General features: G+C 62.5%; 24 protein-coding genes. 14 read left to right on the forward strand and 10 right to left on the reverse strand.

Annotation, left to right across the window (positions count from 1 at the left end):
* Positions 1 to 38: 38 nt before the first annotated feature.
* Genes ACFOW6_RS05930 through queA form a run of 5 tightly spaced genes read right to left on the reverse strand, consistent with a single transcriptional unit; the run spans position 39 to position 4116 of the window.
* Positions 39 to 368, reverse strand: a complete 330-nt coding sequence (locus ACFOW6_RS05930) for a DUF1491 family protein (protein ID WP_382421421.1) — start codon at positions 366 to 368, stop codon at positions 39 to 41.
* Complete coding sequence (queG, locus tag ACFOW6_RS05935; protein ID WP_449267352.1) at positions 365 to 1495, reverse strand: tRNA epoxyqueuosine(34) reductase QueG; 1131 nt, start codon at positions 1493 to 1495, stop codon at positions 365 to 367. The genes ACFOW6_RS05930 and queG overlap by 4 nt, the downstream gene beginning before the upstream one ends.
* Positions 1482 to 1946, reverse strand: a complete 465-nt coding sequence (queF, locus tag ACFOW6_RS05940) for a preQ(1) synthase (RefSeq protein WP_382421422.1) — start codon at positions 1944 to 1946, stop codon at positions 1482 to 1484. Before queF ends, queG begins: the two co-directional genes overlap by 14 nt.
* Positions 1943 to 3091: a tRNA guanosine(34) transglycosylase Tgt gene (tgt, locus tag ACFOW6_RS05945; protein WP_382421423.1), complete on the reverse strand. Its 1149-nt coding sequence runs from the start codon at positions 3089 to 3091 to the stop codon at positions 1943 to 1945. Before tgt ends, queF begins: the two co-directional genes overlap by 4 nt.
* Positions 3088 to 4116 carry a tRNA preQ1(34) S-adenosylmethionine ribosyltransferase-isomerase QueA gene (queA, locus tag ACFOW6_RS05950; RefSeq protein ID WP_382421424.1) on the reverse strand — a complete coding sequence of 343 codons (1029 nt, stop codon included), beginning with the start codon at positions 4114 to 4116 and terminating at the stop codon, positions 3088 to 3090. Before queA ends, tgt begins: the two co-directional genes overlap by 4 nt.
* Before the next feature lie 140 nt (positions 4117 to 4256).
* Between queA and ACFOW6_RS05955 the strand changes: the two genes are divergently transcribed.
* Positions 4257 to 5018 carry a glycerophosphodiester phosphodiesterase gene (locus ACFOW6_RS05955; RefSeq protein ID WP_382421425.1) on the forward strand — a complete coding sequence of 254 codons (762 nt, stop codon included), beginning with the start codon at positions 4257 to 4259 and terminating at the stop codon, positions 5016 to 5018.
* A 4-nt stretch (positions 5019 to 5022) separates the two neighbouring features.
* A complete protein-coding gene (locus ACFOW6_RS05960) occupies positions 5023 to 5397 on the forward strand; it encodes a DUF423 domain-containing protein (protein ID WP_382421426.1) in 375 nt (124 codons plus the stop codon).
* 2 nt (positions 5398 to 5399) lie between these two features.
* Here the strand turns inward: ACFOW6_RS05960 and ACFOW6_RS05965 are convergent, their stop codons facing one another.
* A complete protein-coding gene (locus tag ACFOW6_RS05965; protein ID WP_382421427.1) occupies positions 5400 to 6542 on the reverse strand; it encodes a 2'-deoxycytidine 5'-triphosphate deaminase in 1143 nt (380 codons plus the stop codon).
* Positions 6543 to 6661: 119 nt separating this feature from the next.
* Between ACFOW6_RS05965 and ACFOW6_RS05970 the strand changes: the two genes are divergently transcribed.
* The 6 genes from ACFOW6_RS05970 (at position 6662) to ACFOW6_RS05995 (ending at position 12959) form a co-directional block, all read left to right on the forward strand.
* Positions 6662 to 7591, forward strand: coding sequence for a histone deacetylase family protein (locus ACFOW6_RS05970; protein ID WP_382421428.1), 930 nt, complete (start codon positions 6662 to 6664; stop codon positions 7589 to 7591).
* Between the two features lie 22 nt (positions 7592 to 7613).
* Positions 7614 to 7895 (forward strand): exodeoxyribonuclease VII small subunit, encoded by a 282-nt coding sequence (locus tag ACFOW6_RS05975; RefSeq protein ID WP_382421429.1) that lies wholly within the window; start codon positions 7614 to 7616, stop codon positions 7893 to 7895.
* A gap of 24 nt (positions 7896 to 7919) precedes the next feature.
* Entirely contained in the window at positions 7920 to 8804 is an 885-nt protein-coding gene (locus tag ACFOW6_RS05980; RefSeq protein ID WP_382421430.1) for a polyprenyl synthetase family protein, read from the forward strand.
* A gap of 68 nt (positions 8805 to 8872) precedes the next feature.
* A complete protein-coding gene (dxs, locus tag ACFOW6_RS05985; RefSeq protein ID WP_382421431.1) occupies positions 8873 to 10789 on the forward strand; it encodes a 1-deoxy-D-xylulose-5-phosphate synthase in 1917 nt (638 codons plus the stop codon).
* Positions 10786 to 12222 (forward strand): MATE family efflux transporter, encoded by a 1437-nt coding sequence (locus tag ACFOW6_RS05990; RefSeq protein ID WP_382421432.1) that lies wholly within the window; start codon positions 10786 to 10788, stop codon positions 12220 to 12222. The genes dxs and ACFOW6_RS05990 overlap by 4 nt, the downstream gene beginning before the upstream one ends.
* Entirely contained in the window at positions 12219 to 12959 is a 741-nt protein-coding gene (locus tag ACFOW6_RS05995) for a TlyA family RNA methyltransferase (protein WP_382421433.1), read from the forward strand. The genes ACFOW6_RS05990 and ACFOW6_RS05995 overlap by 4 nt, the downstream gene beginning before the upstream one ends.
* Positions 12960 to 12969: 10 nt before the next feature.
* Here the strand turns inward: ACFOW6_RS05995 and sppA are convergent, their stop codons facing one another.
* Complete coding sequence (gene sppA, locus ACFOW6_RS06000) at positions 12970 to 14793, reverse strand: signal peptide peptidase SppA (RefSeq protein WP_382421434.1); 1824 nt, start codon at positions 14791 to 14793, stop codon at positions 12970 to 12972.
* 107 nt (positions 14794 to 14900) lie between these two features.
* Between sppA and ACFOW6_RS06005 the strand changes: the two genes are divergently transcribed.
* Both ACFOW6_RS06005 and ACFOW6_RS06010 read left to right on the forward strand, forming a co-directional pair.
* Entirely contained in the window at positions 14901 to 16199 is a 1299-nt protein-coding gene (locus tag ACFOW6_RS06005; protein WP_382421435.1) for a class I SAM-dependent RNA methyltransferase, read from the forward strand.
* Positions 16200 to 16230: 31 nt separating this feature from the next.
* Positions 16231 to 16491, forward strand: a complete 261-nt coding sequence (locus ACFOW6_RS06010; protein ID WP_382421436.1) for a hypothetical protein — start codon at positions 16231 to 16233, stop codon at positions 16489 to 16491.
* A gap of 9 nt (positions 16492 to 16500) precedes the next feature.
* On the opposite strand, the gene ACFOW6_RS06015 is transcribed toward ACFOW6_RS06010, so the two are convergent.
* A complete protein-coding gene (locus ACFOW6_RS06015) occupies positions 16501 to 17991 on the reverse strand; it encodes a methyl-accepting chemotaxis protein (protein WP_382421437.1) in 1491 nt (496 codons plus the stop codon).
* Between the two features lie 337 nt (positions 17992 to 18328).
* Between ACFOW6_RS06015 and ACFOW6_RS06020 the strand changes: the two genes are divergently transcribed.
* The 3 genes from ACFOW6_RS06020 to ppdK are packed head-to-tail and all read left to right on the forward strand — an operon-like array spanning position 18329 to position 24050.
* Entirely contained in the window at positions 18329 to 19252 is a 924-nt protein-coding gene (locus tag ACFOW6_RS06020) for a glycine--tRNA ligase subunit alpha (protein ID WP_382421438.1), read from the forward strand.
* On the forward strand, positions 19245 to 21332 hold the full coding sequence (glyS, locus tag ACFOW6_RS06025) for a glycine--tRNA ligase subunit beta (RefSeq protein ID WP_382421439.1): 2088 nt from the start codon (positions 19245 to 19247) through the stop codon (positions 21330 to 21332). Before ACFOW6_RS06020 ends, glyS begins: the two co-directional genes overlap by 8 nt.
* A 45-nt stretch (positions 21333 to 21377) precedes the next feature.
* Positions 21378 to 24050, forward strand: coding sequence for a pyruvate, phosphate dikinase (gene ppdK / locus ACFOW6_RS06030; RefSeq protein ID WP_382421440.1), 2673 nt, complete (start codon positions 21378 to 21380; stop codon positions 24048 to 24050).
* A 62-nt stretch (positions 24051 to 24112) separates the two neighbouring features.
* On the opposite strand, the gene ACFOW6_RS06035 is transcribed toward ppdK, so the two are convergent.
* Positions 24113 to 24946, reverse strand: a complete 834-nt coding sequence (locus tag ACFOW6_RS06035; protein ID WP_382421441.1) for a class I SAM-dependent methyltransferase — start codon at positions 24944 to 24946, stop codon at positions 24113 to 24115.
* A 78-nt stretch (positions 24947 to 25024) separates the two neighbouring features.
* On the opposite strand from ACFOW6_RS06035, the gene ACFOW6_RS06040 reads away from it, so the two are divergent.
* Positions 25025 to 25972 (forward strand): ArgK/MeaB family GTPase, encoded by a 948-nt coding sequence (locus ACFOW6_RS06040; RefSeq protein ID WP_382421442.1) that lies wholly within the window; start codon positions 25025 to 25027, stop codon positions 25970 to 25972.
* On the opposite strand, the gene ygfZ is transcribed toward ACFOW6_RS06040, so the two are convergent.
* Positions 25938 to 26831, reverse strand: a complete 894-nt coding sequence (ygfZ, locus tag ACFOW6_RS06045; protein WP_382421443.1) for a CAF17-like 4Fe-4S cluster assembly/insertion protein YgfZ — start codon at positions 26829 to 26831, stop codon at positions 25938 to 25940. The two genes, ACFOW6_RS06040 and ygfZ, sit on opposite strands and share 35 nt — an antisense overlap.
* Between the last annotated feature and the right edge of the window lie 73 nt (positions 26832 to 26904).

Here is a 26904-nt window from a genome sequence, read left to right on the forward strand (position 1 = left end):
AGGGGCGCGAGTCCTTCTGTGCGAAGGGAGTAACGGTCTCATGCAAAGGGATTCGCGCCCTGCGGGTCCTCCACTTCGATGATCCAGCTGTCGGGATCTCGCTGGACAGCCCGCTCCAGATAGCTTTCCGCGTCCTCTTCGGACAGCTTTTCCCCGCGCGGCACGGAAACCCACGTCAGCCGGTTGTCGAGATCCCGCTGACGGGTGAGCACCCAGGCATGACCGTCGAGCAGGGATATCTTGAGATAAACCAGCCCGTCCATGGCTTCACCGCGCCGACGCAGCATGGCCGGGATGCCTTGCTGGTTGCTCTGGCGAACGCCGGCCATCACCCAGATGTGGGTCGGAATGCGTGCCTCCTCGTTCACGAAAGACGACTCCATTCCGCTTGCACATCGCTGTCGGTTTCCCGGCAGACATGCCGTTCACGCAAGCGCCGGAAGTCCTCTTCGGACAGCAGCTGCAGGAGGGCCCAGACCGCCATGGCACGAACCAGCGGTGACTCGTCGTGCAAGTGCTGTTCGGCATGGGGAATCAACTCCGCCTGCCCGGAATTTCCGATGGCGATCAGGACGTTGCGCAAGAAGCGATTGCGCCCGATCCGCTTGATTGGACTGCCCGAGAAGAACTCCCGGAAAGACGCGTCATCCAGGGACGCCAGATAGGCCAGGGACGGAGCCTGAAGGTCTTCGCGTGCACGCAGTTTCTCTTCATGCGTATGACGCGCAAACTTGTTCCAGGGACAAACCGCAAGGCAGTCGTCGCAGCCGTAGATACGGTTGCCCATGGGCTTGCGAAACTCCTCGGGGATGTGCCCCTTGTGCTCGATCGTGAGGTAGGAGATGCAGCGCCGGGCATCGAGCTGGAAGGGTGCCGGAAAGGCGTTTGTGGGGCACACATCGAGGCAGGCCCGGCAACTGCCGCAATGCTCGACCTCGGGTGTATCCGTCGGCAGTTCCAGCGTCGTGAAGACCTCGCCCAGGAAAAACCAGTTGCCCAGATCACGGGACAGCAGATTGGTATGCTTGCCTTGCCAGCCGAGGCCGGCACTCTGGGCAAGGGGCTTCTCCATGACAGGGGCCGTATCCACGAAGACCTTCACATCGCCGGCCAGTTCCTCGTGCATCCAGCGCGCCAGCTGCTTCAGGCGCTTCTTCACCAGGTCGTGATAGTCGCGATGGCGCGCATAGACGGATATAGCCCCATGCTCCGGCTGTTCCAGGATCTCCAGCGGATCATCCTCGGGCCCATAGTTCTGGGCCAGGACAACGACCGAACGGGCTTCTGGCCACAGCGCCTGGGGGTGGCGGCGGCGTTCGTAGGTGTCCGGGATCCAACCCATGTCGCCGTGGTATCCGGACCCGATAAAGTCCTTCAGGTGCTCGCCGGCGGTGTCGGGCTGGTCGGCCGGTGCAAACCCGACCGCATCAAAGCCGATCTCCAGCGCCCGCTGGCGGATCATCTGCCTGAGGCTATGGGTGTCAGCCGCGGCCACGATAACTTGGTACCCCCTGATCCGGCAGCCAGAGGCCCTCGGGAGGTGGCCCGGACTGGTAGAAGACGTCGATGGGAATGCCGCCGCGCGGATACCAGTAGCCCCCGATCCTCAGCCAACGTGGTTCAATGGCCTCCTCCAGCCTGTGCGCGATATCCAAGGTGCAGTCCTCGTGGAAGGCGCCGTGATTGCGGAAGGAAACCATGAAAAGCTTCAGGGACTTGCTCTCGACCAGGTGCTGATCGGGTGCGAAATCGATTACCAGATGGGCGAAGTCCGGTTGGCCCGTCACCGGACAGAGCGACGTGAACTCCGGACAGGTAAAACGCACCAGGTAGAGCTTGTCCGGGTGGGGGTTGGCGATGGGGTCCAGTACAGCCTCGTCGGGAGACGCGGGCAGGCGACTGTCGCTGCCGAGCTGTGTCAGCCTCAGGTCCGTATCGTCACTCATGTTCCGGCCTCGGTTTTTGGGATGTCGCCCAGCGCCTGCTGCTCCCGGAAGGCCTGCACGAAGTGATCCAGAGCGCCTTCCTCGATGGCCTGACGCAATCCCGACATCAGGGATTGATAGTAATGCAGATTGTGCAGTGTCAAAAGGATCGGTCCCAGCATCTCCTCTGCGCGAAAGAGATGGTGGATGTAGGCTCGGCTGTGCCCGATACAGGCCGGGCAACTACAGGCCTCGTCCAGCGGGCGGGAATCCTCCTGATGCCGTGCATTGCGCAGGTTGAGCGTGCCGCGCGGTGTATAGCCACGCGCTGTCCGCCCGGCACGCGTGGGGATCACGCAGTCGAACATGTCGATCCCCCGCTGCACGGCCTTGACGATGTCCTCGGGGGTGCCGACCCCCATGAGGTAGCGCGGGTGCTCCGCGGGCAGCAGTGGCAGTGTGAAGTCGAGGACCTGCAGCATGGTCTCCTGGCCTTCCCCGACAGCCAGCCCACCCACGGCATAGCCATCGAAGCCGATATCGATCAGGGCCTCAACGGAACGGCGGCGCAGATCCTCATGGACACTGCCTTGGACGATCCCGAAAAGGCCATAGCCGGGACGCGGCTGAAAGGCCTGCTTGCTACGGGAGGCCCAGCGCATGGATCGTTCCATGGAGCTTTCCGCCTCAGGGTAGGTGGCGGGAAAGGGGGTGCACTCGTCGAACGCCATGGTGATGTCGGCATCCAGGTGATGCTGGATCTCCATGGACAGTTCCGGTGTCAGCAGGTGCTTGCTGCCATCCAGATGGGACCGGAAGGTCACGCCCTCCTCGGTCATCTTGCGCAAGGCGGAGAGGCTCATGACCTGGAAGCCGCCGGAGTCCGTCAGAATGGGGCCAGGCCAGTTCATGAACCTGTGCAGGCCTCCCAGGCGTCCCACGCGCTCCGCGCCGGGACGCAGCATCAGGTGATAGGTGTTGCCCAGCAGGATCTGCGCTCCGCTTGCGGCCACCTGTTCGGGCAACAGGCCCTTGACGCTGCCCACCGTGCCAACCGGCATGAAGGCAGGGGTGTCAATGACACCATGTGCTGTCGTTACCTGACCGCGTCGGGCAAGACCGTCCTGGGCATGGAGGCTGAATTTGGTGCCGGTATCCTTGTTCATGAGCGCTCCAGCAGGGTCGAATCGCCGTAGGAAAAGAACCGATAGCCCTGCGCGACGGCGTGGGCGTAGGCGGCCTTCATGCGCTCGGTCCCGGCAAAGGCACAGACCAGCATGAACAGCGTCGATTTCGGCAGGTGGAAATTGGTCATCAACATATCCACACAACGAAATCGATAGCCCGGATAGATGAAAATTCCGGTTTCGCCATCAAAGGGGTTCAGGGTGCCATCCTCTGCGGCTGCGGTTTCCAGCAAACGCAAAGCCGTGGTGCCGACGGCCACGACGCGCCGCCCGCTTGCACGCGCCTGATTGACTCGCTCGGCGGTTTCCGGGGACAGGCGGCCGTATTCCAGATGCATCCGGTGTTCTTCGATGTTCTCGACCTTGACCGGCAGGAAGGTTCCGGCCCCAACATGCAGCGTCACCCATGCTGTCCCGATACCTCGCGCGGCAAGTCTGTCCAGCAATGACTCAGTGAAGTGCAGACCTGCGGTGGGGGCGGCGACGGCTCCGGGTTCGCGGGCGAAGGCGGTCTGGTAGTCCTGCCTGTCCCGGGTATCGGAGCCTGCTTCACGCTGGATATAGGGGGGCAGAGGCATATGCCCCTTTCGTTCCAGGACCGCGAGGAACTCTGCACCCGAGAGGGAAAAGTCGAGCTCGAGTTCCCCATCCTCAAGTTTGTGCAGAATATGCGCCGATAAGTCCTTATCGAATATGATCCGCTGGCCCTCGCGCAGGCGCTTTCCCGGACGGGCAAAGGCACGCCACCGTCCGTCTGCCGTTTGCCGGTGAAGCGTGACCTCGATCTGCACCTGATCACGGTGCCCGAAGAGCCGTGCCGGAATCACGCGCGTATCGTTGAAGACCAGAAGGTCATTCGGGCGCAGCAGGTCGGGCAGGTCATGCACCCGGTAATCTGCAAGCTCATTGCCTACATACAGCAGGCGCGCGCTTTCCCTGGGCTCGACGGGACGCTGTGCAATCAGCTCGCGTGGCAGGTGGAAATCGAAGTCGCTAAGCTGCATGAAGGTGGTTGCCACGGCTCCGGATCGGGTCAGGGTAGAGACCTTGTCTCAAGCTTTTACAGTTTGGCATTGCTCTAGCACTCTCGATCCGCAAGGCAAAGCCCTATCCCGGCCCCAAGGAGCCCAACAGGTCTCATACAATGACCCGGCACTTCACATATCTCGATACTCCGTGCCCGATCGCCTTTGCTCATCGTGGCGGGGCTCTGGAGGCCGAGGAGAATACGTTGGCGGCGTTCAAGCAGGCCGCCGATCTGGGCTATCGGTATATCGAAACGGACGTGCAGGCCACGCGCGATGGTGTGGCGGTGGTTTTTCATGACGAAAGCCTGGAGCGTCTGACCAATGCGCAAGGGTTTGTTTCGAACTACAGCTGGGCCGAGCTCAATCATGTGCGCACCAAGGGTGGTCAGGCCATACCGTGTCTGGAGGAGGTTCTCGACGCCTTTCCAGGCCAGCTCTTCAACATCGATCCGAAAAGCGATCTTGTCGTGGAGCCGCTGGCCCAGGCCATCACGGTCTGCAATGCTGTCCCCCGGGTTTGCGTGGCCTCATTTGACGGGGGGCGCGTACGGCGCCTGCGCCGTTTGCTGGGGAAGGATCTTTGCTGGGCGCCGGGGCACAAGGGAGTCGCCAGTCTCTGGCTGTCGGCCCATGGGGTGAAACTTCCCACCGGCTTTCCGACGGTCCAGGTGCCACCCCGTTACAAGGGCATTCCGCTCGTGACTAGCAGGCTGGTGCATACGGCACGGAAGCGCGGGGTCCAGGTTCACGTCTGGACTATAGACGAGGAAGACGAGATGGAACGACTGCTGGACCTGGGCGTCGACGGCATCATGACGGACCGTCCGAGCCTGCTGAAGGAGGTCCTGGTCCGGCGCAATCAATGGCAGGGAGGTTGAAGAAATGCCTGTGTGGATCCTGGTGGGCGGTGTCAGCGCGCTTCTGACGGTTCTGATCGGCGCCTTTGCGGCACATGGACTGGAAGCACGGCTGGACGAGAAGGCATTGGGTTGGATCGACACGGCCGTACGCTATCAGATGTTCCATGCGCTGGCCCTGATCGCCCTGGGTATCCTGGGCCGGCAGCCGGGTCGCGGCCTGGATATAACGATTGCCGGTTATGCCTTCACCGTGGGAACGCTGCTTTTCTGCGGCCTGCTCTATACCATGGCACTCGGCGCGCCTCGTTTTTTCGGGGCGATTGTCCCGGTCGGCGGCCTTGCCTTCATGGTCGGATGGATCTTCTTCATCCGCCATGCCTGGCGAATGCTGGGGTGATCTCAGCCCTGCCAGGGGCGGAAGTGCTTGCTGAGCGTCAGGGCCTGGGCGTGGTAGGAAGAGCCGATATCCGCGCCGTAGAGCTTCTCGGGGCGTGACGCGAGCTTCTCGTAGACCAGGCGTCCGACGGCCTGGCCGTCCTCGAGCACGAATGGGACTTCGTGGGAGCGAACCTCAAGTACGGCGCGCGTTCCCCCACTGCGATCCTCGCGCCAGCCGAAGCCCGGATCGAAGAAACCCGCATAGTGTACCCTGAATTCGCCGATCTGCGTGTCATAGGGAACCATCTCCGCCGCGTAATCGGGGGGTATGCGAACGCTTTCACGCGAGGCCAGGATGTAGAACTCGTTGGGATCGAGGATCAGCTGGTTGCGGGCACTGACGTAGAGCGGATCCCAGAATTCGGCAGGATCGCACACACCAATTCGTGAAAGGTCGATCACGGAGGTGTGACGCTTGGCCCGATAGCCGATCAGAGTCGTGTCGCCGCGTCCCTTGAGATCGACGGTGAAGACCAGTCCCTTGCGGATCTCGGCGGTACCGGGGTTGCCGCCGCCCGCCCCGACGATGCCGACCTCGTCGTGAAGATTCTTGAGGTCCTGGTCGTTCATGTCGGGAGTGCCGCGCCGCAGGCGCAGCTGGTTCAGGCGTACGCCGGGACGTACGAGTACGCTGAACGCATTGGGTGCGATTTCCGCATAGAGAGGGCCATGATATCCCTCCGGCACTTGGTCGAACTGCTCCGTGTTGTCGGCGATCAGGCGGGTGAAGACGTTGAGGCGTCCCGTGGAGGATTTCGGATTTGCCAGGCCGGAGATGTCCGCGGGCAGGGCAAGGCTCTCCTGCAGCGGCACGATATAGACACAGCCGACTTCCAGGACCGCGCCCTGCGTCAGGTCGATTGTGTGCATGGATAGTTCGTCGATGCGCTCACGCACCGTCTTGTCGCGACCCGGCAGGAAAGAGGCCCGCACGCGATAGGCCTTGGTCCCCAGTTGCAGGTCCAGGCTTGCCGGCTGAGTCTGGCCGACCAGGTTGTCCTCGTCGGAGCGCACCGCTCCCTGTCGGATCAGGTCCTCGATCGCCAGATCGGGCAGAATGCCGCTGCTGTTTTCCTGCACTGTCCGTAGCTTTGTCGTGGCCACCGGCGGGTCCTCCCTTGTAGACTGTCTTTTGGTAGCAGGGGGATCCTCCCGGAGCAACGCCCGGCAGCTGGTATGTTGCCGTCCACAGGAACAACAAGAGCCGTCTGGACCGCATCTCCATGAGCACTTTTCTTTTTACCCATGATGCCTGCCTGCGTCATGAGACCGGCCGTGGACATCCCGAGAATCCAGATCGCCTGCGTGCCGTCCTGCAGGCCCTGGAGGCGGAGGAATTCCGGGAGCTGCAATGGCGCGAGGCGCCACAGGCCAGTCGTGATCAGCTCACGCGGGTGCATCCCGAGAGCTATATCGAGCGTATCTTTGCGGCCCTGCCGGACGAGGGCGTTGGTTTCCTGGACGGTGACACGACTCTCTCGCCGGATTCGGGAGAAGCGGCCTTGCGGGCTGCGGGTGCGGCCTGCGCGGCGGTGGACGCGGTCATGATCGGGGATGCGGACAACGCTTTCTGTGCCGTGCGTCCCCCCGGCCATCATGCGGAACCGGCTCAGGCCATGGGGTTCTGTCTGTTCAGCAATATTGCTGTCGCTGCGCAGCATGCGCGCGTTTTCCACGGACTGCACCGTATTGCCGTGGTCGATTTCGACGTGCATCACGGCAACGGAACCCAGGCGGCCTTCTGGGACGACCCGGACCTGCTGCTGATTTCCACCCACCAGATGCCGCTCTATCCTGGTACCGGCGCCGCTTCGGAACGCGGGATTGCCAGCAATATCCTGAACATTCCCCTGCCGACAGGGGCGGGCTCGGAGGAGTTCCGAGAGGCTTTCTCCAACATCGTCCTGCCGCGCCTGTCGTCCTTTGCTCCGGACTTCGTGTTCATTTCCGCCGGCTTCGATGCCCATGAAGCTGACCCGCTGGCCGGCCTGAAGCTCCACGAGGACGACTTCGGCTGGGCAACCGAACAGACCGTCGAAGCGGCGCAGCACGGCTGCGGCGGCCGGGTTGTCTCGCTGCTGGAGGGCGGGTACGACTTGCGGGCACTTGGCAGTTCCGCGGCAGCGCATGTCAGGGCCCTAATGCAAACCTGAAGGTGACGGGAAAACGTTTGATATGACTGAAGAGACGACGGACGAAGAAAAGACTGGCGAAGAGACAACGGGCAAGGACATCTCCGAGATGAACTTCGAGGAGGCGCTTGAGGAGCTGAAACAGATCGTCACGCGTCTTGAGAAGGGTGAGGGGCGTCTGGATGAGGCTATCGATGCCTATGAACGCGGTGCCAAGCTGAAGGCGCATTGCGAGCTGAAACTGCGCGAGGCTCAGGCCAAGATCGAGAAGATCGGCATGGGGCCGGACGGGACGCCGCAAACGGAACCCTTGGATCAGAGCTGACCTCCGAATGCCAGGCCTGAGCTGATGCAGGATCGTTTGGCGCACACGGCGGCCCGGGTGGAAGCCGAGTTGGATCGACTCTTGCCCTGTCCTGAGGATGAGCGGTACCGCCTGGGTGAAGCGATGCGCTACGCCGTGCTGGGTGGCGGCAAGCGGCTGCGCCCCTTCCTGCTGCTGGAAAGCGCGGGACTGTTCGACGTGCCGGAGGACAGAGCCATGCGCGTGGCCGCCGCCCTGGAGATGGTCCATGGCTACAGCCTCGTGCACGATGATCTGCCGGCCATGGACGACAGCGAATTGCGGCGCGGCCGGGCTACGGTGCATCGAGCTTTCGATGATGCCACGGCTGTCCTGGCCGGTGACGCCCTGCTGACGGAAGCCTTTGGCGTGCTTGCCGATCCAGCCACCCACCCTGATGCGGAAGTGCGCATAAAGCTCGTCAAGGGGCTAAGCGAAGCTGCCGGCCTGCACGGGATGGCCGGAGGGCAGGCCCTGGATCTGGCCGCCGAATCTCAAGCGGGCGACCTGATGTTGAAGGACATCATTGCCCTCCAGGGCCGCAAGACAGGCGCCCTTATCGTTTATGCCTGCACGGCCGGAGCCGAACTTGGCCAGGCCGGAGATGAAGCCTATCGCGCCCTTGCCGCGTTCGGAGACAGGCTCGGGCTCGCGTTCCAGATTGCCGATGACCTACTGGACCATAGTGGAAGCGAAGCGGAAACCGGCAAACCCGTCGGCCGGGATGCAGACCGGGGAAAGGCGACCTTCGTCGATCTGTTGGGACCCGCAGGCGCCGAGGAGAAGGCCAGCGACCTTCTCGCAGAAGCCCGGGAATATCTTGATCTTTTCGGGCCAAAGGCCGATTTTCTGCGAGCCGTGACCGTGTTCGTTCTCGAGCGAAAAGCGTGACGGCTTCAGAATCCGACGGGTTCTGACCATATAAAAGGGTTGGCCCTTTAGCGCTGCAAGGAGTGACGATGAGTAAGACGCCGCTGCTGGACAAGGTTTCCACCCCGAGCGATCTGCGTCTGCTCGAGGAGGGGGATCTTCAAGCCCTGGCCGAGGAGCTGCGCACGGAAACCATAGATGCGGTTTCGCACACCGGCGGTCATCTTGGCGCCGGACTGGGGGTCGTCGAGCTGACCCTGGCGCTGCATTACATCTTCGACACCCCTCAGGACAAGCTGATCTGGGACGTGGGGCATCAGTGCTATCCGCACAAGATCCTGACTGGGCGCCGGGATCGTATCCGCACCTTGCGCCAGGAAGGCGGTCTCTCGGGTTTCACCAGCCGGAAGGAGAGCGAATACGACCCCTTCGGAGCGGCGCATTCCTCCACCTCCATCTCGGCGGGACTGGGCTATGCCATAGCGCGGGACCTGAAGCAGGAAGACCACCGGGTCGTCTGCGTAATCGGCGATGGCGCCATGTCGGCGGGCATGGCCTACGAGGCGATGAACAACGCCGGTGCACGGAATTCGCGCCTGATCGTCATTCTGAACGACAACGACATGTCCATCGCTCCACCCGTCGGGGCGATGAGCGCGCACCTCTCGAAGCTGCTGTCCTCGCAGTCCTATCAGTCCGTGCGCAGTTTCGGGAAGTCCCTCTCCCAGCGTTTCCCTGGGGCGCTGCAGAAGGCCGCCCAGAGGGCGGAGGAATATGCGCGCGGGTTCCTGACCGGCGGGACGCTGTTCGAGGAACTGGGCTTCTACTATGTCGGTCCCGTGGATGGGCACAACCTGAACCATCTGCTGCCGGTGCTGAAAAACGTGCGTGACACAGAGCACGACGGACCGATCCTGGTGCATGCCGTGACCCAGAAAGGCAAAGGCTATCCCCCGGCCGAGGAAGCCAAGGACAAGTATCACGGTGTTGCCAAGTTCGATGTGGTAACCGGGGAGCAGGCCAAGGCCGAACCCAAGGCCCCGTCCTATACCTCGGTCTATGCCAAGGCGCTGATCGGTGAGGCCGAGCGCGATGAGAGGATCGTCGCCATCACGGCTGCCATGCCGTCGGGCACCGGACTGGACAAGTTCGGGGAGCATTTTCCGGAGCGAACGTTCGATGTGGGTATCGCCGAGCAGCATGGGGTAACCTTCTGCGGCGGTCTGGCGGCAGCAGGGATGAGGCCTTTCGCGACGATTTATTCCACGTTCCTGCAGCGGGCCTATGACCAGGTGGTTCATGACATCGCGATCCAGTCGCTGCCGGTGCGTTTCGCCATAGATCGGGCCGGCCTGGTGGGGGCCGACGGTGCGACCCATCAGGGTTCCTATGACATCACTTATCTTGGCTGCCTGCCGGGCTTCATCCTGATGGCCGCCTCCGATGAAGCCGAGCTGATGCACATGGTGGCCACCCAGGTGCAGATCGACGATCGCCCCTCGGCCCTGCGCTATCCGCGCGGCGAGGGGCAGGGTGTCGAACTGCCCGAACAGGGTGTCCCGCTGGAGATCGGCAAGGGGCGCATTCTGCGCGAAGGGACTAAGGTGGCCATCCTGTCCTATGGCGGACGCCTGGGCGAAGCACTGAAAGCGGCCGACGAACTGGCGGCCCGTGGGCTGTCCGCCACCGTGGCCGATGCCCGTTTCGCCAAGCCACTGGATACGGACCTTGTTCGTCGCCTGTCCGCGGAGCACGAGGTGCTTCTGACCCTGGAAGAGGGAGCGATCGGTGGCTTCGGCAGCCAGGTCATGTACTGGCTGGCCGGTGAAGGCCTTCTGGAGAGCGGTGCCAAGGTGCGGCCGCTCTACCTGCCGGACCACTTCATCGACCATGGCAAGCCCGACAAGCAGTATCAGGCAATCGGACTCAGCGCCGAGGGAATCGTCGCTTCCGCCTTGCGCTCGCTTGGCTACAACGACGCCGATACCCGTCCCGCCACGGCATGAAGCGTCTCCGTTTCCCTGAGGCAGCACGGCTGCTGGGAAGGGGATACTCCAGGCGCTACAGGCTGACGGATTGGAAAACCGAGCTGGCGGCAACATTGCGGCTGGCCCTGCCGCTGGTGGCCCTGCAGCTTGGCCAGGTGGCCATCGAGACAACCGATGTCGTCATGATGGGCTGGCTGGGCCAGGACGCCCTCGCCGCCGGGGCGCTGGGCGTGCATGTCTTCATGTTCTTCTGGCTCTTCACGCTGGGCGTGCTCTCGGCGGTAGCTCCCATGATATCGCAAGCCATCGGCGCCCGTGACGAGGTCGGGGCCCGCCGGACCGTGCGGCAGGGGCTCTGGGCGTCGCTTCTGGTTTCCCTGCCGTCGATGGTCATACTCTGGTACAGCGAAGAGCTGCTGCTGCTGATCGGTCAGACTCCCATGGTTGCCGCGGACTCGCAGACTTATCTGCGGGCCGCGCTCTGGGCCTTTCCCGCCAGCATGGGGTTCGTGGTCCTGAGGTACTTCATTTCCGCCCTTTCGAGACCGCGTGCCGCGATGGTGGCCATGCTCTCCTGTGTGGCGCTGAACTTCGCGCTCAATGCTCTCCTGATGTTCGGCATGCTGGGATTTCCCCGCCTGGAACTTCTGGGCACGGGGATAAGCACGGCCCTGGTCCATACGGCCATGTTTCTGGGGCTACTGGTCTATGTGCTGAAAGACTCGCAGTTCCGGAAATACGATCTTCTGGTGCGCTTCTGGAAGCCGGATTGGCAGCGCTTGTGCCAGCTGTTGTCCCTGGGCCTGCCGATCGGTGTGATACTGATGAGTGAGGCAGGACTGTTCGCGGTTTCCTCGCTGATGATGGGCTGGCTCGGCACCACGGCCCTGGCGGCCCATGCCGTAGCCATGCAATGCGCGACCGTGACCTTCATGATGCCGCTTGGCGTCAGCCAAGCCGCAACCGTTCGTATCGGCCTGGCCGCCGGCGCCGGCAGTCGGGAAGGTGTGCGCCAGGCCGGCTGGATCGCCCTGGGCCTGGGACTGGCGTTCATGTCCCTGTCTGCCCTCATGTTCCTTACCATTCCCGAAGTGCTGATCGGCGCCTTCCTCAACCCTGACAATCCGGAGAATGCCGAGGCCTTTGCTCTTGGCATCTCTTTCCTGGCCGTGGCCGCGCTGTTCCAGTTGGCCGATGCGGGGCAGGTGGTTGGTGGCGGCATGCTGCGCGGCTTGAGCGATACCCGCGTTCCCATGATCTATGCTGCTTTCGGCTATTGGGGCATAGGTATCGGAAGTGCCTGGCTGCTGGCCTTTCCCATGGGGTACGAAGGTGTAGGTATCTGGATGGGACTAGCCTTCGGCTTGACCACGGTGGCGATCCTGGCCATTCGCCGTTTCGGCCGGCGGACCGAACTCGGCCTTCTGGAAAGGGCGGTTTACAGGGGATGAGCAGGGAACGCGCCGACAGGCTTCTGGTTCGCCGCGGTCTCGCCCCCAGCCGGGAACAGGCGCAGGCCTTGATTGCGGGAGGGCATGTGCTGGTCAACGGGCACAGGGTGAGCAAGGCCAGCCAGCTGCTTGCGCCTGACAGTGAGCTGAGTCTCGAGGCGTCCGGCCCTCAGCGGGTCTCGCGCGCCGGAGAGAAACTGGACCATGCGCTTTCCCATTTCGAGCTGAATCCTCGCGGCTGCGTCGGCCTCGACATCGGGGCCTCCACCGGCGGCTTCACCGAAGTCCTGCTGCGCAAGGGGGCGGCGCGGGTTTATGCTGTGGACGTCGGGCACGACCAGCTTGCGCCGGTCTTGCGGGGGGATCCGCGCGTGATCTGCCTGGAGGGGGTCAATGCGCGCCATCTGACATCCGGGGAAATTCCTGAAGAAGTGGACCTTCTGGTCTGTGATGCCAGTTTCATCTCGATTGCCAAGGTGCTGGAAAAAGCCATTTATTTCGTTCGGAAGGGGGGTGTTTTGGTGACCCTGGTCAAGCCGCAATTCGAGGTGGGACGTGGGCGTGTGGGCAAGGGCGGACTGGTACGCGATCCACAGCTGCACAAGGAGGTTTGTGAGGCGGCTGCCGACTGGTTGGCGGCCAAACCCGGCTGGCGCCTGCTGGGTCTGACGGACAGTCCTATTGCCGGCACTCGGGGCAACCGGGAGTTCCTCATGGCCGGACGCAGGGAGGATTGAGCCTGTCCTGTCAGGGCTGCTCCGAGATGTCGCGCTGCAGGAGATCTCTGTGCCTGTCCGCGGAGAGCGGACCCAGGTTGTCCAGAAGCGGGGCCAGGCGTTCTGTCAGCATCACGAGCTTTTCCAGTCTCGCCAGGACCTCGGGGCTTTCGATCCGCCCCGCAAAGGTCTGGCGCAGCCAGTCGAGCAGGGCTTCGTCGGGATCCGGGAAGGGCGCCAGGCGAACCTCTTGATCGGCGGACAGGCCGGCCTCGTTTCGCGCGATCTCGATGGCACGGCGCAGGCCGCCCAGTTCGTCCACAAGACCCATGTCACGGGCATCCTGGCCGCTCCAGATGCGTCCGCCCGCCGCCGCTTCCACTTGCGACTGGTTCAAGCCGCGTCCCCGGGCAACCTTTTCTGTGAAGTCCGCATAGACACGGTCCAGGCCCTCCTGGAAGCGTTCCCATTGGGTCTCGTCAAAGTCCTCGTTCGTGCTCCATATATCTGCGTTCTCGCCGGCCTTGGCTCCATCCCAATTTACGCCCAGGCGATCCCAGAGGCCTGTCAGCACCAGCTTGCCGCCTGCAACACCGATGGACCCGGTTATGCTGCCGGGCAAGGCGAGGATGCGTGTTGCGGGAGCGGCGATAAAGTATCCGCCGCTGGCAGCCACCGAGCTCATGGAAGCTATGACGGGAACACCGCTTTCCCGTGCCTTGACCACTTCGCGCCAAATCGTGTCGGACGCGACATAGGAGCCTCCGGGACTGTCTATGCGCAGCAGGATGGCCGCGACGTCGTCATCCGAGGCGGCCTCTGCTATGGCATCGCTGATGCGGTCGGCAGCAGCTCCGGCAGCGGAGAGGGCACCGCCTTCGCTGTTGCCCAGCATGATCTGTCCGTTGACATGAACGAGCGCGATGACAGGGGCGTCCTCGCCGGCCTCTTCCTGCCGGCTTCCGTAGTCGGCGATGGATACGAAGGGAGGCGCCGAGGATTCGCTGCCATTGCTGTCGCCCTCGAAGCGGCCCATCAGTTCGTCCCAATAGCCCAGCCGGTCCACAAGGCCGGCCTCCAGGGCCTCCTGCGCGGCGTAGGGTCCCTGATCGATGGCCTCCCTGGCGCGGGCCTCGTCCAGTCCGCGTCCCTCTGCAATGGAAGCGGCGACCTGGGAGAACCAAGAGTCGAGAAGCTGCTGCAGATTGCTGCGGACTTCGGGGGACATGCTCTCGCGTGTCAGCGTATCCGCCAGGCCCTTGTACTCCAGGCGCTGATCGAAGCGGACCTCGACATCCCAGTCTTCCAGGACTTCTGCAAGAAAGGGGGTTTCCATCTGGAAGCCGATGAGATCCAGGTCACCGGAGGGTTGCAGCCAGATTTCGTCCATCGCCGTGGCCAGGTGGTAGTGCAGGGTCCCGTTCCCCGCTTCCCCGAAGCTTTCCGCAAACCCGATGGCGAACTTGCCGCTATCCTGGAAATCGTTCACCAGGCTGCGCAGTTCCTGTGCTTCGGCGGCGCTCAGATTGCCATATCCGAGCCGCACCACGAGGCCTTCCACAGCAGAGTCCTCGGCAGCCCGTTCCAGGGATTGTGTCAGGCTGGTCAGGCTGGGAGTCCTGCCAAGGCCTGAAATCGGCAGGCTCGGAGCGGACGCGTCCTCTGCCAGACCGTCTGCCGTGTCGAGCATCAGGACCATCCGCGAGGGCAACTCCTCCTGGCCCGTCCAGTCCTCGAAGTGGCTCTCGAAGTGCGTGAAAAGGAAGGCCACGCCCGCTACCAGCAGCAGGGCGAGAAATCCCACGCTTGCCAGGAAGCCGACCAGGCACTTCAGCAGGAAGACCACGAGACGCATTGGGCAGGGCACTCCAGCGGATGTTGCAATTCACTGTAACGGTCGTCATACAGCGCTTCCAGGCAGTCTTATACGCCATGCACCGGGAAGGAAAGATCAGGCAAGCAATGGGACGCCGTGCACGAAAGGGAGGAGGCCGGCAGGCAGTCGTTGAGATCGAGGCCCTGGGCGGGCGAGGGGATGGCGTGGCCACCCTCGAAGGCCGGCCTGTCTTCGTGCCCGTGACCTTGCCGGGCGATCGCCTGCGGGTGCGGCTGACGGCCGAGAAGGCCGGCGGTTGGCGGGGCGAACCGCTGGAGCTTCTCGAGGAAGGGCCGGATAGAATGGAGCCGCCCTGTCGGCACTTCGGCCCTTGTGGCGGCTGTCAGCTGCAGCATCTTTCCAAGGAGACATACGACTCGTGGAAAAGGAACCTGCTCGTCCAGGCGTTGAGCCGGGCTGACGTGCAGGCTGGAGAGATCGGGCCGTTGCGCCAGGTTTCCCCTCGTACGAGACGTCGTGCCCTGCTGGCGGCGCGACCTTCGGGGGACGGGGTAGAGCTTGGTTTCCGCGAGCGGTTCAGCCATCGGATCGTGGCCCTGAAAGAATGCCACATCCTGACGCCGAGCCTCTTCAGCTTGTGCCGAACTCTCAAGAAATACTTACAGCCATTTCTGGAAAAAGATGAAATTGCTGATCTTTATATCGCGGAAGTGGACAATGGCTTCGATGTCCTTCTCAGTGGGGTGGGCGCGCCAGATCTGGAAGCACGAGAGGTGTTCGCGAACCCTGAACGGTTGCCCGAGATCCGGCGGTTTGCCTGGCGCGAGGCGTCGGATGCGCCTGTCGAGCCTGTGGTTGAACGCTCTGCACCTGAGGTTCGCTTTGGAGAGGTTATCGTTCGACCGCCGCCGGGCGCGTTCCTCCAGCCGACTGCGGATGGCGAAAAGCTATTGGTCGAGACCGTTCTGGAAGGTGTTCCCGCAACGACGGGATCCGTGCTGGACCTCTTTTCGGGCTGTGGAACCTTCACGTTTCACCTGGCGCAAAGGGCGTCGGTCAGGGCTGTCGAAGGAGAGAGCACAACTCTCTCCGCTTTGCAGGCGGCAGCCAATGGCCACGGGCTTGCCGGGCGCGTCCAGGCCGAACACAGGGATCTTTTCCGCCAGCCCCTGAGGCCCGAGGAACTGAACGGCTTTGATGTCGTCGTTTTCGATCCCCCGCGCAGCGGTGCAAAGGAACAGGCGGCGCATCTGGCGGACAGCTCGGTGCCTTGCGTGATCGGCGTTTCCTGCAATCCGGCGACTTTCGCGCGCGACGCCGCCATTCTGGCCGAGGGCGGATACAAACTGGAGAGCGTGGTCCCGGTGGACCAGTTTCTCTGGGCGGCGCATCTGGAGGTGGTCGGTATCTTCACGCGTGCTTGACCGTGCCGCGTGCAGAGGCATAAATGCGAGCATGTTCGGACTTCCCTCCCTTACCAAGCTACTGGTGCTGGTGGTCGTCGTGCTGGTTGTCTGGTACGGCTTCAAACTGGTCAACCGCCTGGATGCCGCCCGCAAGTCGGAGGCCAAGCTGCGGGCGTATGAGCGCGAGAAGGAAGAGGAAGCGCGCAAGGCCAGAGGCGAGGTCGAGGAGATGCAGGCCTGTGGCTATTGCGGCGCCTATGTTCCGGCCAGCCATCCCCAGAATTGCGGGCGCGCCGACTGTCCCTACTGACAGCGTAACCTACTGAGCCAGCACCTCTGCTGCCTCCCGTGTTCGATCCACCGAGCCGGCAACCTGCGTCGCGGCCTGTCGTATGGCGGAGATATTCTCCGAGAAATTTCCGATTGTTTGCGAGATGTCCGAGATGTTCTCGGAGACCGCCCCTGTGACCGCGCTTTGCTGTTCCATGGCCGAGGTAATTTCGACAGCGCTATCCTTGGCGTCCTGTACAGAGGCCTGGATACGCTCCAGCGCCTTAGCGGAATCTTCTGAAACCTGCTGAATACTTCTGATCTGTTCTGAAACCTGCTCCGTGGCCTGTCCGGCCTGTCCGGCCAATGTCTTGACTTCGCTGGCCACGACGGCAAATCCCTTGCCAGCGTCTCCAGCGCGGGCGGCTTCAATGGCGGCATTCAGGGCAAGCAGGTTGATGTGGCCCGCTATCCCCTGAATGGTTTCGATGATCGTACTCATGGAAGATGCTGAATCGGCCATGTGACGAGTCGATTCATTGGCTTTCCGGGTTTGCTCCAGCATCTGTTCCGTCGCATCCCGTGTTTCGATCATATTGTGCGAGACGTGCCGCACCGTAGTAGCCAGTTCCTCAGCGCTGGCGGCTACGTCACGCGCCATCGTCGAGGCATTGTCCACCATGCTCACGGCCTCTTCAGCCCTGCTGTCCAGTCCAGCGATACTCTGGTCGACCTCTATGAAATTGGTATCGAGAATCGATTTGAGCTTCAGCAGCATGCTGACCTGATCGGTGACGTCGCTGGCAAATTTCACGACCTTGATGGGTCGTCCCTCGTGGTCCAGCACAGGGTTGTAGCTGGCTTCGATCCATACGGCTTTTCCCTGCTTGGTCAGGCGCTTGAACTGGTCGGCATGAAACCTCCCCTGGGACAACGCCTGCCAGAAATCGGCATAGGCCGCGCTTTCGCGTTCTTCGGGCTCCACGAATAGGCTGTGATGACGGCCTTGCACCTCTTCCAGGGTGTATCCCATGAGTTTCAGGAAATTCTCGTTGGCTGTCAGGATGTGGCCTTGCGGATCAAACTCGATAATGGCCTGCGAGCGGCTGGTTGCATCCAGGATGCTCTGAAGCATTAGCCGTTCGTTGATCCGAGCCGATACATCGCTTGCAAACTTGACCACCTTGAGCGTTCGTCCTCGCGAATCAAGAACCGGACTGTAGGTTGCTTCCATCCATATACGCTGTCCGTCGCGGCCGATCCGCAGGAATGTGGCTTGCCGGGCGTTTCCGCTGCGTAGCGCTTCCCAGAAGGCCTTGTATTCCTGCGTTTCACTCTCGCCTTCCGGCAGGAGTATCCTGTGATGTTGTCCAAGGATATCCTGCAGGCCGTACCCAGTGATGTTCAGGAAGTTCTGGTTGGCCTCCAGTATGTGCCCGTGAGGGTCGAATTCGATGCGTGCCATCGATCGGTCGAGCGCAACAAAAACCTGGTCGGCGGCGCGTTTGTCGCGACCGGAAAGCAATTCCTTGAAAGACATCTTTGTTTCATTCCTTGATCTTATGACTACCTGTCGTCGGGGTGTCTCTCATCCCACATGCATGTCCTGATACGCGTAGGTAGACCATTCGGATGAACCGAACCGCGGGGTAAATTCAGTAATTTATATTTCTCAATGCGTTACTTGTTGAAATTCTCTTTTCATATCATTTTGCGACCGACCCGAAGGCCTGTGCGGGGCATTCGAAGGGGGAAGGCTTGGAGTATGGATACCAGGATGGTGGTGGGGAGAAGGGGCTGCCCTCCGGCGGCTTGATTTGCCGACCTCCTCTCTATAGGGTGCGCTCGCCTTCAGAAGCGCAATTCCGATTGTTTTCATGCCCAAGATCGCTGCCGACCCGAAGACCTGTTTCCAGAGTCTGATACTCAAGCTGCAAAGCTATTGGGCGGAGCAGGGCTGCGTCCTGCTGCAGCCCTATGACATGGAGGTGGGCGCCGGCACTTTCCATCCGGCTACGACCCTGCGGTCCCTGGGGCCGGAGCGGAACTGGAACTGCGCCTATGTCCAGCCGTCGCGCCGCCCGACCGACGGCCGCTATGGCGAGAATCCCAATCGGCTGCAGCATTATTACCAGTTCCAGGTCCTGATGAAGCCGTCGCCCGCCGACATCCAGGAGCTCTATCTGGGCAGCCTGGAGGCCATGGGAATCAATCCCCTGGAGCACGACATTCGTTTCGTCGAGGATGACTGGGAAAGCCCGACACTTGGCGCCTGGGGGCTGGGTTGGGAGGTCTGGTGCGACGGCATGGAGGTCACCCAGTTCACCTATTTCCAGCAGGTGGGCGGTATCGACTGCGACCCGGTGCCCGTCGAGCTGACCTACGGGCTGGAGCGCCTGGCCATGTACGTGCAGGGCGTGGACAACGTCTATCACCTGGACTGGGACGGCCTGCCCGAGGCCAGAGGCGGCAAGTGCTACGGCGATGTCTTCCTGCAGGCCGAACGGGAGTTCTCGGCCTATAATTTCGAGCATGCGGAGACGCAGCGGCTGTTCCGCCATTTTGCCGATGCGGAGGCGGAATGCGCCCTGCTGCTGGAACAGAAGCTGGCCCTACCAGCCTATGACCAATGCATGAAGGCAAGCCATCTCTTCAATCTGCTGGATGCGCGCGGTGTTATCTCGGTTACCGAGCGGCAGGCCTATATCGGCAGGGTGCGCGCACTTGCCAAGGGCTGTTGCGAGGTTTGGGTGAGCAGCTTTGCCGGGAACGAACAGGCACGGGAGGCGACAGGTGCCTGAACTGCTGCTGGAGCTTTTCGGGGAAGAAATCCCGGCGCGCATGCAGGCACGCGCACGCGCCGATCTGGAGCGTCTCCTGGGCGACAAGCTGGGGGAGGCTGGCCTTGCCCATGAAGGACTCGAGACCTTTGTGACGCCGCGCCGCCTGACGGCCGTCGTGCGGGGGCTGCCCGAACGGCAGCCCGATGTGAGCGAAGAGCGCAAGGGGCCGAAAGTCGGCGCCCCGGAAAAGGCGGTGGAAGGCTTCGTGAAGGCCAATGGCCTGAACGATATCTCCGAGGCCGAGGTGCGCGAGACGCCAAAGGGGAGTTTCTATTTCTCTGTACGTCACATTGAGGGGCGTGCCACACGCACGGTCCTGCCGGAAATCATTTCAGCAGCACTGCTGGGTATTTCCTGGCCGAAGTCCATGCGGTGGGCGAGTGGGCAGGGGCGCTGGGTCCGCCCGCTGCACAGGATTGTCGCGCTTTTCAACGGCGAGCCGGTGGGTGATGCCATCAACCTGGCTGACAGGGGGTTCGAGGTCGCGCATGCCGGTGTCATCGGCCATCGCTTCCTGGCACCGGGTCCGTTCGAGGTGGAGTCCTTCGAGGACTATCAGCGCCAGCTGCGCGAAGCCTATGTCATTGTGGATCAGGAGGAGCGTCGTCGCCTGATCGTCGAGCAAAGCGCGTCACTCGCGCATTCCGCCGGCCTGGCCGTGCGGCCGGATCCGGGATTGGTGGACGAGGTGACCGGCCTAGTGGAGTGGCCGGAAACCCTGATGGTGCCGATCCCCAAGGACCTGATGGACCTGCCGCCCGAAGTGCTGATCACGGCCATGCGCAGTCACCAGCGCTATTTCGCCATGATCCGGCCCGATGGTGCGCTTGCGGATCGTTTCCTGCTGGTGGCCAACATGCCCGCGCCCGAAGGCTCGACCATTCGCGAGAATATCATTTCCGGGAATGCACGGGTGCTGCGCGCGCGCCTGGATGATGCGCGCTTCTTCTGGGACCAGGACCGCAGGCAGAGCCTGGAAAGCCGGGTGGCAGCGCTTTCGCAGATGGTCTTTCACGCCCGGCTTGGGACGCTTGCCGACAAGGTCGTGCGGATCGAAGCCCTGGCCGTGGGACTGGCGCATCGCATGGACGGAGCGGACGTGGATCGGGTTCGCTCGGCCGCACGGCTGTGCAAGGCCGATCTCACGACCGAGATGGTGGGGGAATTCCCGGAACTGCAGGGTGTCATGGGGCGCTATTACGCGCGCCATGACGGGGAACACGAGGAAGTGGCCCGGGCCGTGGCCGAGCACTACTCGCCCCTGGGGCCCAACGATGCCTGCCCCGACGAACCGGTTTCCGTGGCCGTGGCGCTGGCCGACAAGATCGACACCCTGGTCGGCTTCTGGACGATCGACGAGAAGCCGACCGGGTCGAAGGACCCATATGCCCTGCGCCGCGCGGCGTTGGGCGTTATCCGCCTGATTGTCGAGAACGGACTGCGCCTGCCACTGCTTGAGGTTTTCAAGGGGGCGGCCGAGGCCTATACGGGACCGGAGACGCGGTCTGTCGAGACGTCCCTGATGGAATTCCTGGCGGAGCGGCTGAAGGTGACACTGCGTGACCGCGGTGTGCGCCATGACCTGATTTCCGCCGTGTTCGCCCTGGGGGACGAGGATGACCTGGTGCGCTTGCTGGCGCGGGTGGAGGCCCTGGAGGCTTTCCTGAACAGCGATGACGGGGCCAACCTGCTGACGGCCTGGCGTCGTGCGGCAAACATCGTGCGGATTGAATCCAAGAAAGACGGCCGTGTGTTCGAAGGAGACGTGCAAACCGCGCGTCTCGAGGAATCGGCGGAGGCCAATCTACATGAGGCGCTGGAAAAAGCGTCGGCCGAAGCCCGAGCGGCCCTGGGGAGGGAGGATTTCGCAACGGCCATGGCGGCCCAGGCGGCTTTGCGCCGTCCTGTGGACGCCTTCTTCGACAGTGTGACGGTCAATGCCGAGGACAGGGAGTTGCGGGAAAATCGCCTCAACCTTCTGGCTCGCATCGGACTGACGCTGGGGGAAGTGGCCGATTTTTCGCAGATTGAAGGATAGACAAGGCGCGTCAAGCAGCGCTGACTATCGGGAGAAAGTGTCAAGATGTCCAAGTGGGTTTACAACTTTGGCGGCGGAGACTCCGAAGGTCGTTCCGATATGCGCAACCTTCTCGGTGGCAAGGGGGCGAATCTGGCCGAGATGGCTTCCATCGGCCTGCCCGTACCGCCGGGTTTTACCATCACGACGGAAGTCTGTGCGCATTTCACGGAAACCTCGGAGTATCCCGACGATGTGGCCAAGCAGGTCGAAGAAGGGCTGAAGCACATCGAGCAGATTACCGGTGCAAAGTTTGGCGATGCGAGCAATCCGCTTCTGGTTTCCGTGCGCTCGGGCGCGCGTGTCTCCATGCCTGGCATGATGGATACCGTCCTCAACCTTGGCTTGAACGACAGCACGGTCGAGGGGCTGGCACGCCAGTCCAACGATGAACGTTTCGCCTATGACAGCTATCGCCGCTTTATCCAGATGTTCGGGGATGTGGTTCTGGGCGTGGACCACTATCACTTCGAGGAGATCCTGGAACTGGCCAAGGAAGACCGGGGAGTCAACTTGGACACGGAGCTGACGGCCGAGGACTGGAAAGGCGTCATCGAGCAATACAAGGCGAAGATCGCCGATGAGATTGGCACGCCCTTCCCGCAGGACCCCAAGGACCAGCTCTGGGCGGCCATCGCCGCTGTCTTCCAGTCCTGGACCAACCAGCGCGCAGTGACCTATCGGCGCCTGCACCAGATTCCCGAAGCCTGGGGCACTGCCGTGAACATCCAGGCCATGGTCTTCGGCAACATGGGTGATGACTGTGCGACCGGCGTGGCCTTCACGCGCGACCCCTCCACCGGCGAGAACGAATTCTATGGCGAGTATCTCGTGAACGCCCAGGGTGAGGACGTGGTCGCCGGTATCCGCACGCCGCAGAACATCACGGTGCGCAGCAAGGAAAAGCAGGGCTCGGACATGCCGGCCATGGAAGAGGTCATGCCGGACGTCTTCCGCCAACTGCTGGAGGTGCGCGGCCTGCTGGAACAGCACTATCGCGACATGCAGGACATCGAGTTCACGGTGCAGGGCGGCAAGCTCTACATGCTGCAGACGCGCGCCGGCAAGCGGACGGCCAAGGCTGCGCTCAAGATTGCCGTGGATATGGTCCAGGATGGCGTCCTCACCGAAGAGGAGGCAGTCCAACGCGTTGATCCGGCCTCTCTCGACCAGCTGCTGCATCCGACACTGGATCCCGAAGCCGAGCGCAAGGTCATCGGGCGCGGCCTGCCGGCATCGCCCGGGGCCGCTTCCGGCGCCATCGTGTTCACCGCCGACAATGCCGAGAAACTGGCGAACGATGGGCAGAAAGTCATCCTCTGTCGTATCGAAACCAGCCCCGAGGACATCCATGGGATGCACGCGGCCAAGGGCATCCTGACGACACGCGGCGGCATGACCAGCCATGCAGCCGTCGTGGCACGGGGCATGGGGCGTCCCTGCGTGGCCGGTGCCGGGGAATTGCGTATCGATTACAAGAGCGGCGTGCTGAGGGCTGGCGCCGTGGAATTGAAGGAAGGGGATCTGATCACCCTCGACGGAGCCACGGGCGAGATCATCCAGGGCCATGTGCCAACCGTCGAGCCCGAGCTGAGTGGGGATTTCGCGCACCTGATGGAGTGGGCCGATCGCGTGCGGACACTGAAGGTGCGCACCAATGCCGAAACACCGACCGACTGTCGGACGGCCGTGAGTTTCGGGGCCGAGGGCATCGGACTCTGCCGGACCGAGCACATGTTCTTCGAGGCCGACCGTATCGTGGCGGTACGCGAGATGATCCTGGCCGAGAGTGAGGAGGGTCGCCGCAAGGCGCTGGAGAAGCTCTTGCCGATGCAGCGCCAGGACTTCATCGACATCTTCCGCATCATGAAGGGCCTGCCGGTCACCATTCGCCTGCTGGATCCGCCGCTGCACGAGTTCCTGCCCAATGGCGAGGCGGAAATCGAGGAAGTGTCCCGCTCGGCGGGTGTGCCCGTGGAACAGACGCGGGCCCGCATGCTTAAGCTGCACGAGGTGAATCCCATGCTGGGACATCGCGGCTGTCGACTGGGCATCACCTATCCCGAGATTTACGAAATGCAGGTGCGGGCCATCTTCGAGGCGGCCGTCGAGGTACACAAGCGGGATGGCGATACCATCGTTCCGGAAATCATGATTCCGCTGGTCTCGGTCAAGAAGGAACTGGAGATCCTGCGTGCGCTGGTGGAGCGGGTGGCCCAGGAGGTCATGGAGCACCACACCCAGAAGATTCAGTACCTGGTTGGCACCATGATCGAACTGCCGCGCGCCGCCTTGCGCGCCGCCGACATTGCAGAGGAGGCGGATTTCTTCTCGTTTGGGACGAACGACCTGACCCAGACAACCTTCGGCCTGTCGCGAGATGATGCCGGCAATTTCCTGCCGTCCTATCAGTCTCAGGGCATTCTGGAACAGGATCCCTTCATTTCGCTGGACCAGGAGGGTGTCGGCGAACTGGTAAGCATTGCCACCGAGCGCGGGCGCAAGGCTCGGCCGGGGATCAAGCTCGGCATCTGCGGCGAGCACGGCGGGGATCCATCCTCGATTCGCTTCTGCCACGAAACCGGCCTGGAATATGTCAGCTGTTCGCCGTTCCGGGTGCCGATCGCACGCCTGGCAGCCGCCCAGGCAGCACTCGAGGAAGCCGAACGCGACGTCTGATTACGCAGTCAAGGGGCCTTGGGCCGAAAACCGCCCGGAGCAAAGCGCTTCGGGCGGTTTTGTTACGCAGGCTTGCGGAAGACAGCCATGATCACGGCCAGGCGTGCGCTGTCCAGATTGCGCCTCAGGTTCCTGGCCATGTCCATGAACTCGGGCCCCAATATAGCCGCCGCGCCAACGGCCTGGTCCTGTTTGGATTGTGTCTCCAGATTCTTTTGTGTTGTTCGCGTATCGCTCGTCTTGTCCAGCCAGCGCTCTTCCTCGAAGCCGGCGCCGTCTATGAGATCTCGCAGTACTGCGGGTGGGACCAGGTATGATTGCTCCGCGTGCTGGGCCCAGGGGGTCGGATAGATCACGTCCTGGCGTTCACCGGCGGTGATTTCGTGAATGCCGAGTGCTCCGCCTGACCTGAGAACCCGGAAGATTTCGCGATAGAGAGCTGGCTTGTCGGCGATGTTCATACCGGTGTGCTGCAGCCAGATCACATCGAAGGCCGCATCGGAAAAGGGCTGCCGTGTGGCGTCGCCGCAGAGGAACCGGGCTGAAACAGGCGGTTCGAGCCAGTCCGTGATCCGCCGGGCGGCCCGGCAGTAGGCCTCGGTCAGGTCGAGGCCCACTGCACGAACGTTGTGATCGTGAGCGGCCTGCCGGACCGGTCCCCCGATACCGCAGCCGATATCGAGCAGAGTCTGCCCGCTGTGCAGATTCGTCAGGTCGGCCAGTTCGCTCGTGGCCCGGTGGCCGCGGGTGTGGAACTGGTCAAAGGCACGCAAGGTCTCTGAGGTGACTGGCAATTTCCTGTCCTCCAGCAGGCGTGCCAGTGCAGGGCTGAGGTCTCCGTTGCGGGAATAGTGCGCTGTTATCCCGCTGTTGCGGGTGGACTCTGCAGGATGCATCGGGACTCCCGGATCAGAGGCGATCAAAGGCAAGATAAAGATTGACGCAATGCAGCACGAACCCGCAAGAGAAAGCGCATGAGTGACTCTCCAGCGACAGAAACGACCGCTGTGGACAAGGCTGCCGTGGCGCGCGCCCTGGCAGCCATCGAGCGGCATTCCGAGTCGGCGGAAACCCTGTGCCTGCTCACGCAAGCCTACCAGGCGCCAAGGGGCCATGTGATCGGCGTGACCGGACCTCCGGGCGTCGGCAAGTCCACGCTGGTGCGCGGCCTCATACAAGCAAATCGCCAGCAGGGCCTGAACGTGGCCGTGATCGCCGTGGATCCCTCGTCCCGGCAAAGTGGAGGTGCACTGCTGGGCGATCGCGTGCGTCTGGGGGGCGATCCCGAGGATGAGGGGCTGTTCGTACGCTCGATGGCGGCACGGGATCGTCTGGGTGGGCTGGCCGATATAACCTGGTCGGCTGCGATCTATCTCAGAGCCCGGTATGACCGCGTGATCGTGGAGACAGTGGGTGTGGGACAGTCGGAAACGGATGTGGCCGGAGTGGCGGATTCAGTTGTCTTCTGCGTCCAGCCCGGCAGTGGCGATGTGCTGCAGTTCATGAAGGCCGGCATCGCCGAAATTCCGCATGTGGCGGTGGTGACCAAGGCGGATATGGGAACGCCCGCTCACAAGGCGGAATCCGACCTGCACGAAGCCCTTCCCGCCAAGGCCAGGGATGGAAGCGAGATCGAGATCCTGCGGCTTGGGCTGCAGGTCTCCGACGGTGTTGATCCCTTGATGACCTGCCTGGAAAACCGTTGGGGTTGGTTGCAGGCGGTCCCGGATCGTTTGATGGCGGCACGTAACGCGCAGGCGGAACACTGGCTGCAGGAGGCTGTGCGAGCCCGTTACGGACGCGAAGGCCTCAAACGTTGCGGAGCACTGGCACTAACCCCAGGCGAGGCGCCTTTCGAGCGCCTGGCCCGTATCAGTGCCGTCTTGTCTAGAAGCCTGCCCACTCGGGTTTGCGAGGCGTGAGCCTGGCCTCTCCGGACTGCAGTTCCGGCGTTTCCTCGTTCTTGAAGGTGTCCAGGCGCAGCAGAGCCAGTGCGTGCCCATTGGCGGAGGAACGGATCTGACCCACCTGCTTGCCGTTCAGGGTCACCGTGCTGCCAACCTCGGGCAGGGGGCCCTCCACCTCGACCGGGAGCAGGCGCTTCTTGACCAGTCCGCGATACTTGGTGCGTGCGGTCAGTTCCTGGCCCATGAAGCAGCCTTTCTGCCAGTCCACACCGCCCAGTTCGTCAAAGCCGTTCTCCAGCAGGACAGCCTTCTCGATTTCCATGTCGCGACTGCCATCGGGAATGCCGAGGGCAATGCGCCTGCTTTCGTAGTCATCTCGCTCTCCTGGTGCGGTCCCGAGTTCTTTCAGCAGTTCGGCCGATTTCGCTCGCGGCGCGATCAAGCGCAGGCCTACATCGGCATGGCGCGGATCCCGTAACAGAATGCCTTCGCCGATGGGGCGACTGGCCCCGGCCTGATCCGGCAGCGAGACATGCTCGGGGATCTCGCCATAGAGGGCGTGGACCTCGAAATCCTCGCTCAGGTCCGCCATCTCCACTTGCGAGCGCAGCTTGTAGATCTTCAGTCGCTTCATCAGGTCCTGCCGGCGGGCCGCTTCGATATCAAGCCAGAAGGTGCCCTGGGACGGTTGGGCGATGAAGAAATCGTGGAGATACTTGCCCTGGGGCGTCAGGAACGCTGCCCATATAGCCTGCTCGGCGGTCACCCGGTTGACGTCGTTGGTGACGATGCCCTGCAGGAAGTCCCGCAGGTCGTTGCCACTGAGTGACAGCAAACCGCGCTCTTCAAGTTTTACGGCGAAAAATCTGCTCATGCTGTTATCCTTCCCTTGCTGATCTAGGTAGGTGACCGGACGAGTCGGAACAAGAAGGTTCCAGGGAAATGCC

The sequence above is a fragment of the Fodinicurvata halophila genome (genome assembly GCF_042651425.1).
Classification (GTDB): Bacteria; Pseudomonadota; Alphaproteobacteria; order Kiloniellales; family DSM-21159; genus Fodinicurvata; species Fodinicurvata halophila.